General features: G+C 36.5%; 9 protein-coding genes. 4 read left to right on the top strand and 5 right to left on the bottom strand.

The window, feature by feature from the left end:
* Positions 1 to 46: 46 nt before the first annotated feature.
* The 3 genes from RNZ46_RS13480 to dnaK all read right to left on the bottom strand — a co-directional run bounded on the left by RNZ46_RS13480 (position 47) and on the right by dnaK (position 4,063).
* Positions 47 to 1,276 carry a class I SAM-dependent rRNA methyltransferase gene (locus RNZ46_RS13480; RefSeq protein WP_316982689.1) on the bottom strand — a complete coding sequence of 410 codons (1,230 nt, stop codon included), beginning with the start codon at positions 1,274 to 1,276 and terminating at the stop codon, positions 47 to 49.
* 129 nt (positions 1,277 to 1,405) lie between these two features.
* The gene (locus tag RNZ46_RS13475) at positions 1,406 to 1,921 is read right to left on the bottom strand and encodes a hypothetical protein (protein ID WP_316982688.1); all 516 of its coding nucleotides are present in this window, start codon (positions 1,919 to 1,921) and stop codon (positions 1,406 to 1,408) included.
* A 231-nt stretch (positions 1,922 to 2,152) separates the two neighbouring features.
* Positions 2,153 to 4,063 carry a molecular chaperone DnaK gene (gene dnaK / locus RNZ46_RS13470; RefSeq protein WP_316982687.1) on the bottom strand — a complete coding sequence of 637 codons (1,911 nt, stop codon included), beginning with the start codon at positions 4,061 to 4,063 and terminating at the stop codon, positions 2,153 to 2,155.
* Positions 4,064 to 4,526: 463 nt separating this feature from the next.
* Here dnaK and RNZ46_RS13465 point away from each other — a divergent pair, with 463 nt between their 5' ends.
* Together RNZ46_RS13465 and RNZ46_RS13460 are read left to right on the top strand one after the other, a co-directional pair.
* Positions 4,527 to 5,948: an L-serine ammonia-lyase gene (locus RNZ46_RS13465; protein ID WP_316982686.1), complete on the top strand. Its 1,422-nt coding sequence runs from the start codon at positions 4,527 to 4,529 to the stop codon at positions 5,946 to 5,948.
* 150 nt (positions 5,949 to 6,098) lie between these two features.
* Entirely contained in the window at positions 6,099 to 6,821 is a 723-nt protein-coding gene (locus RNZ46_RS13460; protein WP_316982685.1) for a hypothetical protein, read from the top strand.
* 364 nt (positions 6,822 to 7,185) lie between these two features.
* Here RNZ46_RS13460 and RNZ46_RS13455 read toward each other — a convergent pair whose 3' ends face one another.
* Together RNZ46_RS13455 and dinB are read right to left on the bottom strand one after the other, a co-directional pair.
* Complete coding sequence (locus RNZ46_RS13455) at positions 7,186 to 10,146, bottom strand: DNA polymerase III subunit alpha (protein ID WP_316982684.1); 2,961 nt, start codon at positions 10,144 to 10,146, stop codon at positions 7,186 to 7,188.
* Positions 10,146 to 11,360, bottom strand: coding sequence for a DNA polymerase IV (gene dinB, locus RNZ46_RS13450; RefSeq protein ID WP_316982683.1), 1,215 nt, complete (start codon positions 11,358 to 11,360; stop codon positions 10,146 to 10,148). The genes RNZ46_RS13455 and dinB overlap by 1 nt, the downstream gene beginning before the upstream one ends.
* A 52-nt stretch (positions 11,361 to 11,412) precedes the next feature.
* Here dinB and RNZ46_RS13445 point away from each other — a divergent pair, with 52 nt between their 5' ends.
* The gene (locus RNZ46_RS13445) at positions 11,413 to 12,183 is read left to right on the top strand and encodes an XRE family transcriptional regulator (protein ID WP_311939021.1); all 771 of its coding nucleotides are present in this window, start codon (positions 11,413 to 11,415) and stop codon (positions 12,181 to 12,183) included.
* On the top strand, positions 12,180 to 13,508 hold the full coding sequence (locus RNZ46_RS13440; protein WP_316984997.1) for an exonuclease domain-containing protein: 1,329 nt from the start codon (positions 12,180 to 12,182) through the stop codon (positions 13,506 to 13,508). Before RNZ46_RS13445 ends, RNZ46_RS13440 begins: the two co-directional genes overlap by 4 nt.
* Positions 13,509 to 13,517: the final 9 nt, after the last annotated feature.

Below are 13,517 nucleotides of genomic sequence, written 5' to 3'. Positions count from 1 at the left end.
AGCAAATATAATAAATATTATGCATGCATAACAAATTAAGATAAATCTAATCTAAAAAACGATAATAGCCCGTTTTAAGATAAGCGCCTTCGGGGAAACCTATGGGATGATCGGTGTCATGCTGTGTTTTTAAAAGTATCTTAAATGCTCTTTGAGTTGCTAATAACGCCTGACTATTAATATCGTAAAACGCTTGAGCCTGAATACGGGACGAGCACGATGCCAATACCAACAACCCGTTTTTACTTGTAAGCTGTTCACCCAATGCTGCCAATTGCGCATATTTCTTTTTGGCGAGTGCTATTTCCGAAGCTTGTTTCGCAAAACTAGGAGGGTCGATTACAACCACATCAAAAGTTGTTTTGTTATTTATAAGCTTGTTTAACGCTTCAAAAGCATCATCAGCAATGGTTTTATGTGTTCCGGTATAGCTGTTAAGTTTCCCGTTGTCCTTGGCTATTTCCAAAGCTTGTTTGCTAATATCCAAACTGGTCACTTCTTTAGCGCCATTTGCCAAAGCATGAACTGAAAACCCGCCAGCATAACTAAACACATCCAAAACCGTTTTGTCTTTACTCCACGCACCCACTTGTTTTCTATTAGCGCGGTGATCTAAAAAATAACCGGTTTTATGCCCTTTAATAACGTTTGCTGAAAAGTTAACACCGTGCTCAACAAACTGAACAACCTCATTTTCTAAGGTTCCAAAAACAACCTCGCCATTTGTAAATGGATGGTTTTTTGACTGTTCCACTCCTCTACTTAATCGTAGCACAACGGTTTTAGCGTTTGATGTTTGTTGCAAACCCGGAATAATAGTCTCTAAATATGGCAACCAAATTTCTGAATACATTTTAACCACCAACACCGTAGCATAAACATCGGCTATTAAACCAGGAAACCCATCGTTTTCACCAAATAACAAACGATAACTATTGGTTTTTGTTTTTAGCAAACTGAGCCGTTTGATATACGCTTCCTTTATTTTGTCCTGAAAAAAAGCAGCATTAATTTGAACTTTTTCTTGACCGCTATAAAGCATTTTAATGCGAATTGGCGAATGGGCATCATACAAACCCAAACCTATGACCCGATTTTTATTTTTACCGAAAATGATAGCTAAATCGCCCGTTTTGGCATCATCGTTTATTTTTACAATATTATTCGAAAACACCCACGGATGTCCTTTTAAAACAAACTGCTCCCCTTTGGCATTAAGTTTTACGGCTAACCGTTTTGGATTGTAGTTTGATTTTATTTTAGCTGAAAAAGACATTACTTTTTTTGGTTAAATCGATTGCATTTACAAAGAAACGGTTTTATTTATTCATTTTTGCTGATGAAAACACACAAAAAAACGCAACCAAATTAATGATTGCGTTTAACAAATTCATGAGAGTTTTTACTAATCCCTACTGAATGTCATAATTGCGTTAACTGTAGTTATAATATTTATTCCTTGCTGCGACAAATCCTCCTCTGTTGATATCGAGAGCTTTAGTAAACTTTCTGTTAATTCAACAATTGTATAATCAAAAGATTTATCTCCATTGAAAACTGTAAGTGTATTATCATTTTTACTCCAGCTCTCGGCCTCTAAAAACGCAATATTCTCCATATTTTGAGACATTGTCTCCCCCGAAACTGTCGTTGTTAATTTTAAACTATAACTACCTTCAGAAACTACAATCTTTGGGTCATCTTTAAAGGTAAGCGTATAATTCATATCGTATGCTTCTCCCACAAAATCAGCATTTATAGTCTGTCCTTGGGCATTAGTAGCAGTATTCCCACTGTAATCTAAAGATGTTCCTTTCCATGTTCCAAGAATATCTCCAGATGTTATTAGTGATGCATCATCACTCGAACAAGATGACAATATTAAAATAAATGCAATAAAAAATAGGTTAAATTTTTTCATGGTTTTTGATTGTTAGATTGACTGACAAATCTATATTAATTTTTCTACAAAATAAAATATTATATAAAAAAAACGCAACCAAATTAATGATTGCGTTTTTTTATTATTATCAACCTGCTGCTCTTCCACTAAGCTAATTCCCCAATATTAATTACTTGTGGAGAATATGGGAATCGAACCCATGCACACAGAATATTTTGATAAGATTCCTGCCTTCGCAGGAATGACAACTTACTTCACTTCCTCGAAATCTACATCTTCCACATCGCTGCCTTCTGCTTGTCCGTTTTGTCCGGAAGCATCTGGTCCAGGTTGAGCATCTCCGCCACCCTGTGCTTCAGCTTGTGCTTTGTACATTTCTTCAGAAGCTGCTTTCCAAGCTTCGTTTATTTTATCTAAAGCCGGTGTAATCACCTCAATATCTTTAGTTTCGTAAGCTTTTTTCAATTCTTCTAAAGCCTCTTCAATTGGTTTCTTTTTATCATCAGATAACTTATCACCAAACTCTTCCAACTGTTTTTCAGTTTGGAAAATCATTGAATCTGCTTCGTTTAATTTCTTAGCATTTTCTGCTGCTTTTGCATCGGCTTCAGCATTTGCTTCAGCATCAGCTTTCATTTTCTCGATTTCCTCTTCAGTTAAACCAGAAGATGCTTCAATACGAATATCTTGGGTTTTGTTTGTTGCTTTATCTGTTGCCGTAACGTGAATAATACCATTCGCATCAATATCGAAAGTTACTTCAATTTGCGGTGTACCACGTCTTGCAGGAGGAATACCATCTAAGTGAAAACGTCCAATAGTTTTGTTATCGGCAGCCATCGCTCTTTCACCTTGTAATACGTGAATCTCAACCGATGGTTGATTATCGGCAGCTGTAGAGAATATCTGAGATTTTTTGGTAGGTATTGTTGTGTTCGCTTCAATAAGCTTCGTCATAACATTACCCATAGTTTCAATACCTAATGATAAAGGTGTTACATCTAAAAGCAATACATCTTTAACATCTCCGGTTAAAACACCACCTTGAATTCCAGCTCCTAATGATACTACCTCGTCCGGGTTTACACCTTTGCTCGGTACTTTTCCGAAGAATTTCTCAACGGCTTTTTGTACGGCAGGAATACGTGTTGAACCACCAACTAAAATAACCTCGTTAATATCTCCTTTAGTTAAACCAGCTGCTTTTAAAGCCGATTCGCATGGCTCTATAGTACGTTTTACCAAGTCGTCAATTAATTGCTCAAATTTCGAGCGTGTTAAAGTACGTACCAAGTGTTTTGGCCCACTCGCAGTGGCCGTAATATATGGCAAGTTAATTTCTGTTTGCTCAGAAGATGATAATTCAATCTTTGCTTTTTCAGCTGCTTCCTTTAATCGTTGTAAAGACATAGGGTCTTTACGTAAGTCCATAGACTCTTCTGCTTGAAACTCATCAGCCAACCAGTTAATGATTTTTTCATCAACATCATCACCACCTAAGTGCGTATCACCTTCGGTAGATAGTACTTCAAAAACACCATCACCTAATTCAAGGATAGATACATCATGTGTTCCACCTCCAAAATCAAATACAGCAATTTTTTGGTCTGTACTCTTTTTGTCCATACCGTAAGCTAAAGCTGCAGCTGTTGGTTCGTTAATAATTCTTCTAACTTTTAAGCCTGCAATTTCTCCAGCTTCTTTGGTTGCCTGACGTTGCGCATCGTTAAAATAAGCTGGTACGGTAATTACCGCTTCGCTTACCGATGTACCTAAATAATCCTCGGCCGTTTTCTTCATTTTTTGAAGAATCATTGCCGATAATTCTTGAGGCGTATATAAACGTCCGTCAATATCAACTCTAGGTGTATCATTATCACCTTTTACCACTTTATATGGTACACGTTCTGCTTCTTTTTTAGACTCAGAATATTTGTTACCCATAAAACGTTTAATCGAATAAACCGTTTTTGTAGGGTTAGTAACCGCTTGTCTTTTTGCAGGATCACCAACTTTAATCTCACCGCCTTCAACAAAAGCGATAACCGATGGTGTGGTGCGTTTACCTTCTGCGTTTGGGATAACAACAGGGTCGTTACCCTCCATAACAGAAACGCAAGAGTTAGTTGTTCCTAAATCGATTCCAATAATTTTACTCATAATATATTTTACTTTTAATTTGTTGTGTTTACTTTTTACAATAATAAATTTCAGGTTGTTTAAGTCAATCATTATGCCAACCCTAAAAGCATGACACAGTGTCATAATTTTTCGGTTTACGTTCGTAATCAAAGGTCACGGTAGCACTCAACAATCGTTAATCATTAATCTAAAATCTTAAATTTTATTTGGGCGCAACCTTTGCCCTTCGACTGTGCTCAGGGTGTCAGGTCGGGCTTTCACTACTCGCTCCCTCCTGCGTCGGGGAGCTCAAACACACCGTTCAATCCCTTGCGCACCTGCTCGCAGCATCCATAATTTTACGCCTATTAATTTAATACGCTGCGATTCTCTGTGTCACAAAAAAAAACACCAGAGTAAGCATCCTTAAAATCCATCTCAAAATAATTATTAATCAAAAACAATCTCTCTATATTTGTCAAACTAAAACGATTGCGTAATTATGGAATGTATCTCGGTATTCGATATGCTAAAAATAGGCATTGGCCCATCAAGCTCCCATACACTTGGACCGTGGCGTGCTGCCGAACGTTGGATAAAAGAACTTAAAACAAACAACAGCTTTGATAAGGTTGAAGCCATTACTGTCGATTTATACGGCTCACTGTCATTAACCGGCAAAGGGCATGCCACCGATTATGCCGTTATGTTGGGTTTAAGCGGTGCCGACCCCGAAACCATTCCCACAGAACACATCGATAAAACCATTGATGCCATAAAAAACACAAAAACAATCCATTTTAATGGCGAAAAATCTTTAGCCTTTAACCCGGAAACCCATATTGTTTTTAATAAAAAGTTTTTACCATTTCATGCCAATGCCATGGTTTTTACGGCACTCATTAATGGGCGGAAATCTAAATCGACCTTCTACTCCATCGGTGGTGGTTTTGTTGTAAAAGAAGAGCGCACAAACCACAAGCGGAATTTTGAAATAAAATGTACTTTTCCGTATCCCATCGAAAAAGGCACCGAGCTTTTACAGTTTTGTAAAAACCTGAATTTACCAATCTCGCAAGTCGTTTTGGAAAACGAAAAATCCATCCGATCAGAAAGCGACATTAACAGCGAACTTAAACGCATTTGGGACACCATGCTGGAATGCATGTACTTGGGTTGCCACACCGAAGGCCATCTCCCCGGTGGATTAAACGTAAGGCGACGCGCTTACGATATGCACCAAAACTTAAAAAGCGGCAAACCCTATACAACACCCGTAGAATGGGTTTATTCCATAAGGGATACCGAAGTAAAATTTAGGCAAATCATTAAATGGGTAAGCTGTTTTGCATTGGCGGTAAACGAGGTGAATGCTTCCTTGGGTCGTGTAGTTACGGCACCAACCAACGGAAGTGCAGGCGTTATTCCGGCCGTACTTATGTATTATTTGGTTATTGAAAACCACGACGGCGATTTTGAAGACATCAAACGTTTTTTATTGGTGGCCGGCGAGATTGGAAGCATCTTTAAAAAAGGCGCCACCATTAGTGCGGCCATGGGTGGCTGTCAAGCTGAAATTGGTGTGTCGTCTGCCATGGCTGCAGGGGCGCTAACCGAATTGCTTGGGGGTACGCCAGAACAAGTTTTGGTGGCCGCCGAAATTGCTATGGAACACCATTTAGGCTTAACCTGCGACCCCATTGGCGGACTCGTACAAATACCTTGTATAGAACGCAATGCCATGGGTGCCATTAAAGCCATTAACGCTGCAGAATTGGCTTTGGATACCGACCCGAACAACGTAAAAGTACCTTTGGATAAGGTGGTAAATACCATGTGGGAAACCGCCAAAGACATGAATACTAAATACAAAGAAACCAGCGAAGGCGGTTTAGCGGTTGGTGTGCATATTACAGATTGTTAGTTTGCTGGGTTTAACTATTGCCTGCTTAACTTTAAACTTGAGTTTGTCAGAAAAAATTTCTAAATTCGTGTGCGAAAATTTAAAACTTTAATAGTGCACATAATAGGTATATAGTTAATATTGATTATATATGGTTGTTAGGCAAAATTTATGAAAAATAAACTTCCAATATATTTGATGATTTTCATTTTTATTTGTGGCTGCCAACAAAAAGAAAAGAGAGAAAAGAAAACTCAACAAGAAACTAAAATAATACAAAAGTCGATTCCAAAAAAAGAGATATTTAAAAATAGTTTTAAAATTGACACTTCTCTGACAGAAAAAATTGCTTGGGATTTTATAACAGTTTCAAATTCTCAAAAAATCGACAGTATTGCCTCAGTATGTAATTGTGACAAAGACAAAAAAAATAATAGCATAAAAATACAATTGTTGACAGGAATACCTACAAAAAAAACATTGGATACATTGAGTGAGGATTCTAATCAAAGATGGAATACCGTATTGCAGACAAGAGATCTAGGTTATATAGATCGATTAAACGGACAATTTAAATTCCTAACTATTGTTTTAAAAGATAGTTTAGTTAAAAAAATAAACATACACTCTAAATCAACTGACAAAGAATACAATGGAACTGATTTTAAGTCAATACCAATTGACAAATACAAAATAAAAATTTCTAAATTTGACTATTCAATAGCATCTGATATTTATGGTGAATTTGAATTTAGACTTAAAAAGGAGTTTGGTCTTTTTGAAAATGATACAATCTTAAAAGGAAGTTTTAAATGTAATAACTGGATAATTTGGGATAAAGAAAAAATTAAAAATTGGAAAATAAATGCAAAACGTCAAAATTACATTGAATAAAAAAACTTTGCCTAACACCGTATATAACAAATAGCTGCGGCTTTTCTAATTCGAAAATTTTGGTATATTTGGGAAGTCGCCAATTTTTTATTTTTGGCGTTTTAGAAATTTAAAGATAAAAACTTAAAACAAGAAATTGGCTTGTGGCTCAACCGAAAAATTAGCGCATTTTTGCACGCTACTTGTCATATACACGCACGTTATGCACAAGTTTGACCCGTCCTGAATAAAGGCTACATAATTTTAAAAATAATAAAGAATACAACATAAAACTTGCAAAAGATGGTGAACAATGGAAAGTTGCTGAGAACTGTTTGAGGTAATAAACATTCTTTATTGAATGCTATATTGAAATTGTTTAAGTCTAATCGATAGCCCTAGGGTTGGGTTTTATCCTAACTTTTCTACTTTTAGAAATTATCATACTGCAGAAACCATGTTTTTTTGTGATAACACCAAGGCACTTATAAATACCTAGCCCATGTATGGGATACTTATGGACAACTTCTGTAAAATGCACAGCATCAAAATATTTTCCGTGTTTATCAACAAATGTGCTTAATCGCATTAATTTTCCTTGTGAGGTTTTATTATACCTTGAGTTGACCAAGTTTCCATAAATTATTACTTCTTTGTTTGCATAATTACTCATGTCGATTGATGTGATATCATCTTCCAAAGGCTCATCTACCAAATCAAAATAACCACATAACGGGAACCCTAATAATTCCATTTCGTCATAAGCACTTTCAACTGCGCTTACTTCTAAAACAGGTAACTCAAAATGTTTGTGCTTTGTTTTAAATAGTTTAGGTTGCTTGTTTGAATATTTTGTGGCGTTAAGCTTAAATATGGCTTGCCACATAAGTTCTGTTTTCGATTTTCCAGTAAACCGAAAACAACCTATGCGTATTAAAATTGATATTTGCTCTATGCTAATGGCTACGCGATCGATAAAATCATCTAAAGATGTATAATGTCCTTGCCATTGTCTTTCGGTAAGCAATCTTTGAACTACTAATTTTTCTAAGTTCTTTAAATACCCAAAACCTAAATAAATGTCTTTACCTATTACTCTATTAGCATGGTCGCTATAGTTAATACAAGGCAATTTAATATTGGCTCCCTGCATTTTAGCCTCGTGTAAATAATGCTCGGTACTGTAAAACCCGCCCCCATTATTTAAAACCGCTACCATAAATTCAATAGGGAAATAACATTTTAAAAACAGGCTTTGGTAACTCTCGACAGCATAAGATGCCGAATGCCCTTTAGCAAACGCATAACCAGCAAAACTTTTTATTTGGCTCCAAACCTCGTTTATCAATTTATCCGAATAGCCTTTGTTTTTACAATTTGAAATAAATTTTTGTTCTACAGCTAAAAACTCCTCTCGTGAGCGATACTTGCCACTCATACCCCTGCGCAAAACATCGGCTTCACCCAAAGTTAATCCTGCAAATTGATGGGCTACTTTAAGTACATCTTCCTGATATACCATAATGCCATAGGTATCGGGCATTATTTTGAGTAAAACAGGATGTGCATTTTTTCGAAATTCCGGAAACCGATGTCTTTTTATAAATTCTTCTTTCATGCCTGAGCCCGAAACACCTGGGCGAATTATTGAACTTGCGGCTACTAGCCCCAAATAATCTTGGGTTTGCAATTTAATCATTAAGCCGCGCATGGCAGGAGACTCTACATAATACGCTCCTATAGCACCTCCGCTTTTAAGCAGGTTATTGATTTTTTTATCATTTTTAAAACGTGGTAAATCATGAATATCAATAGGCGGTAATTCGGGTCTGTTTTTTGCTATAATTTGCAAAGTATCCTTAATTTTTGCCAAACCGCGCTGTCCTAAAATATCGAATTTAAAAATACCCACATCTTCGGCTATAATCATATCAAACTGTACCGTAGGATAGCCCTTTGGCGGTAAAAATGTTGCAGAATAATTATGAATGGATTTATCGAGAATTAAAATACCTGCCGAATGCACACTTACATAATTAGGAAAACCATCAATTAATTTACCGTATTTTAAAACCAGTTGCCCAATTTCATCTATTTGATTTATAGATAAATTCCCTTTACTCAACTTATCTATTTCTTCTTTTGGCAAACCAAAAACTTTTCCTAATTCTCTTACTACCGCGCGATATTTAAAGGTATTGTAAGTGGCCAATAATGCCACGTTTTCGAATCTGTTGAATATATATTGGGTAATATCCTCGCGATCTTTCCACGAAAAATCAATGTCGAAATCTGGTGGCGATGCCCTGTACGGATTTATAAAACGCTCAAAATATAAATCCAACTCAACCGGATCGACATCTGTAATACCAATAATATACGCCACGATACTATTGGCACCACTACCCCGACCCACATGAAAATAGCCTTGGCTTTTAGCGTAAGTAACAATGTCGTGATTGATTAAAAAGAAACTCACAAAATTTAGTTCCTTTATAATTTTTAACTCTTTGTTTAATCTTTTAAACACCTTATCCGTTGGGTTTGGATATCGTTTAAAAAAACCCGTATCACATAGTTTTTTCAAGCTTTTAAAATCTTCCTCAACCGAATTGGTATATAATTTTAAATTCTGAGATTGCCGTTCATCTCCAAAACCAAAATCGATGCAACATTGGTTTATAAGATGTAGCGTGTTTTCTATAATATGAGGAAAATCAGAAAATGCGATTTCTAGGTTTTCTTTTGAAATCATTTTTTCATTTGGTCTGCATTCTTCAGTTTTTGGAAGCTTACTTAATAAACAGTTATTATCAATAGCCCTAAGTAATCGATGGGCATTAAAATCTTTTTTGTTTCTTACGGTAACGGGTTGCTGAATGACTAATTTATCTTTAAAACTTTTCAATTTGGAAAATGGAAGTTTTTTTAATTCTTCAACAGAAACCCCAATAAACTCATGCTTTTGGAAAGATGTGATTTCCAACTCTAAAACAGTTTCAAAAGGGTAAACAATAAATGTATTTGAAAGTTTTGGTGCTAGATTTGGAAACTCTATTTTATTTTCGAGATGATACGATAATACCTTGTTCAGCTCATAAAAACCTTTATTATTCTTAGCGATACCAACAAATTTTTGTTTTGCTCCGTTTCTAAAATCTATACCGACTATAGGTTTTATATTATATTTTTTTGATTGCTGAATAAAATTTAAACATCCCGAAGTATTATTAATATCGGTTAAGGCTATGGTTTTTATTTGTTTGCTTTTTGCCAATTCCAAAAGTTCCACTTCTGAAAACGTGCCATAGCGCAAAGAATAATATGTGTGACAATTAAGATACATTATTGTTTTCTGTGTGCCAATAAAATGGGTGGTTCGCCATTAAAGGGATTATGAAATCGCCCAATGGTTTTTGCGCCCATTGATGCTGCTTTTTGAATGCTTAATTCGCCATAACGCTTGCGAATGGTATCCATGGCATCGTAAAGGCTCAGCATTTCCTCGGTGTCGTCAAATAAATTAATCTGGTAATTTCCAGTTACTAAATCGCTGAACTTGACGCCCACCAACCGAATTAACAAACGACGCTGATACAACTTATCGAACAGCTCCAAAATCTTGGGGATAATAACATGGTCTGCACTGGTATATGGAATTTTTATCTGTTTGGAATAGGTGTTAAAATCGGAATACCTGATTTTCACACTGATGCAGGATGCCAGTTTATTGCCCCGCCTTAACTGAAAGGCCAGATTTTCGGCCATGGCAAAAATGGTTGTCCGTAATTTTATCACATCAATGGTATCCTTATTAAAGGTGCGCTCTGTTGAAATGGATTTACGTTCGTGGTAAGGCGTTAATGGCGGATTATCCAATCCATGGGCGCGTTTCCAAATGGTTGCGCCATTTTTGCCCAAAACACTGGTCATCATTTCAATGGGCATTTGCTGCACCACCCTAACTTTATCGATACCTAAATTCCGTAAGGTTTGGTAAGTTTTACTGCCAACCGATGGGATTTTACGTATGGATAAGGGTGCCAAAAAGGGTTTTTCGTAACCTAAATCGATACGCAATTGGTTGTTGGGTTTGGCCTCGCCCGTTGCTACCTTTGAAACGATTTTATTCCCCGAAAGCCCAAACGAAATGGGCAAACCTGTTTCTTTAATTATGGTGTTGCGCATTTCGGTGGCGTATTTATAACTGCCAAAAAACTTATCCATGCCACTTAAATCGGCATAAAACTCATCAATACTTGCTTTCTCAAAAACAGGGACTTTTTCCTTGATAATTTCGGTAACCTGATGCGAGTATTTGGTATATATCGATGAGTTGCCACGAATAACCACAGCCTCTGGACATAAACGACTTGCCAGTTTCATAGACATGCCAGAATGCACACCAAAACGTCTCGTTTCATAGCTGCATGCCGCAACAACACCCCGGTCTCCAGTGCCACCAACCAACAATGGTCTTTTTTGCAACCTGCTGTCTATCAGTCGCTCACAAGACACAAAGAAGATATCTAAGTCTAAATGCAAAATTTGTTTTTCCATGCCTCAAAATTAGCTATTATATGTAGCAGTTATTGCTTATATTTGTAGCATTATGAAAATAATTGCAAAAAACATTTCACATTTAAGACACCTCAAGGGTTTAACCCAAGAGGCACTTGCTGATGAATTACAGGTAACCCGTTCTCGTATTTCATCTTACGAAGAAGCACGCTCTGCACCTACCATTGAGTTTTTAATTACACTCTCCGATTATTTTAAATTACCTATTGATATTCTATTGCGTAAAGACCTAACAAAAGCCAGTGATTTTTCGTTTATCGATATCGGCAATCAGCGTGTTTTGTTTCCCATAACGGTTGATAAAGACAACGATAATTTAATTGAAGTCGTGCCCATTAAAGCATCGGCAGGCTATTTATCTGGTTATGACGACCCTGAATACATCGAGCAATTGGAAAAAATCAAGCTACCGTTTTTACCCACGGGAAAACACAGAGCATTCCCCATAAAAGGCGATTCGATGCTGCCCATGAAAGATGGCTCTTATGTTGTGGGGCGTTTTATTGAAGATAGAAGCGAAATAAAAACGGGTAAAACCTATGTTTTGGTAACCCTCAATGAAGGCATGGTGTACAAACGGGTTATGAACAATATTGATTTTAACGGGTCGTTGCTTTTAATGTCCGATAACAAAACGTATCACGACTACAGCGTGCCCATTGATGAAGTGTTGGAAATCTGGGAATTTACCTGTAGCATTAACACTCAAGAATACGATGCGCAGGATTTAAAAATCAGCAGTATTATAAACATGTTTAATGATTTGGGCGTGGAGTTAAAAGCTTTGGAAAAATTAAGATAATGTATACCATCATTGACGTTGAAACCACCGGACAGGGTAATAAAATTACAGAAATATCCATTTTTAAATATGATGGCAATCAGGTTGTCGATGAGTTTACATCGCTGGTAAATCCAGAAGCTTATATCCCCGATTACATCACCGCATTAACCGGGATTGATAATTTAATGGTGGCCAATGCCCCAACATTTTCAGACATCGCCAACGCTATTTTAGAAATAACGGAAAACACCATTTTTGTTGCCCATAGTGTCAATTTCGATTACAATGTCATCCGCAATGAATTTAAGGCCATTGGTATAGATTTTAGAAGAAAAAAACTGTGCACGGTTAGGCTATCAAGAAAACTGATGCCCGGTTATAAATCGTATAGCCTCGGAAAGATCTGTAAAGCACTAAACATTGAAATTAACGGAAGGCATAGAGCAAAAGGTGATGCCGAAGCAACCGTTGTTTTGTTTGAAATGCTGTTAAACAAAGAAAATGCCGAAACCGTTTTCAACAACTTTTTAAAAAAATCATCTAAAGAAGCCACCTTGCCATCGCACTTACCAACGGCTGTTTTTAATAACCTGCCCAACAAGGCAGGTGTTTACTTTTTTAAAGATAAAAAAGGAAAAATTATTTATATCGGTAAAGCTAAAGACATCAAAAAACGGGTTTTAAGCCACTTTTATAGTAAAACAAAAAAATCCTTAGACATGGTTAGAGAAACCAGGGATATTGATTTTGAATTATCGGGCAGCGAACTCATTGCGTTACTTATGGAAGACGCCGCCATTAAACACCATTATCCAACATACAACGTAGTTTCAAAACGCAACCCAAAAGCCTATGCCATTTTTAGTTATGAAGACAGAAAAGGTATAAAACACTTAGCCTACAACAGGTTAAAGGCAACACCAAACCCCATCCAAACCTTTTCCACCATTACAGATTGCAGGCAATACCTAGAAAAAATTTGTGTTCAATTTGAACTGTGCCCTAAATTCTGTCATTTACAAGATGGCGTTTCGCAATGCTCACACTACAAAATTACCACCTGTAAAGGCATTTGTTCGGATAACGAAACGGTAAACTCATATAATTTACGTGTAAACTCAGCCATTTCACATACCTTAGAAAGCACAAAAGATTTGGTGCTCAAACAAAAAGGAAGACATGACGACGAAGAAGCTTTTATTTTAATTAAAAACAGTGTTTATTTAGGCTACGGTTTTATCGATAAAACAGAACAGATTAATACACCAGAGGAATTGGAAAACTTTTTAATTCCGCAAAAGGATAATTTGGATGTACAGAAAATATTGCGAAGTGTGCTATAAAACACCACC

The organism is Hwangdonia lutea (assembly GCF_032814565.1).
GTDB lineage: Bacteria > Bacteroidota > Bacteroidia > Flavobacteriales > Flavobacteriaceae > Hwangdonia > Hwangdonia lutea.
This window is presented reverse-complemented; position numbering and strand designations above follow the sequence as displayed.

Bases quoted from the DNA above. Each gene is read 5' to 3' on its own strand.
- RNZ46_RS13480 (WP_316982689.1), bottom strand. From the start codon at position 1,276: ATGTCTTTTTCAGCTAAAATAAAATCAAACTACAATCCAAAACGGTTA.
- RNZ46_RS13475 (WP_316982688.1), bottom strand. From the start codon at position 1,921: ATGAAAAAATTTAACCTATTTTTTATTGCATTTATTTTAATATTGTCA.
- dnaK (WP_316982687.1), bottom strand. From the start codon at position 4,063: ATGAGTAAAATTATTGGAATCGATTTAGGAACAACTAACTCTTGCGTT.
- RNZ46_RS13465 (WP_316982686.1), top strand. From the start codon at position 4,527: ATGGAATGTATCTCGGTATTCGATATGCTAAAAATAGGCATTGGCCCA.
- RNZ46_RS13460 (WP_316982685.1), top strand. From the start codon at position 6,099: ATGAAAAATAAACTTCCAATATATTTGATGATTTTCATTTTTATTTGT.
- RNZ46_RS13455 (WP_316982684.1), bottom strand. From the start codon at position 10,146: ATGTATCTTAATTGTCACACATATTATTCTTTGCGCTATGGCACGTTT.
- dinB (WP_316982683.1), bottom strand. From the start codon at position 11,360: ATGGAAAAACAAATTTTGCATTTAGACTTAGATATCTTCTTTGTGTCT.
- RNZ46_RS13445 (WP_311939021.1), top strand. From the start codon at position 11,413: ATGAAAATAATTGCAAAAAACATTTCACATTTAAGACACCTCAAGGGT.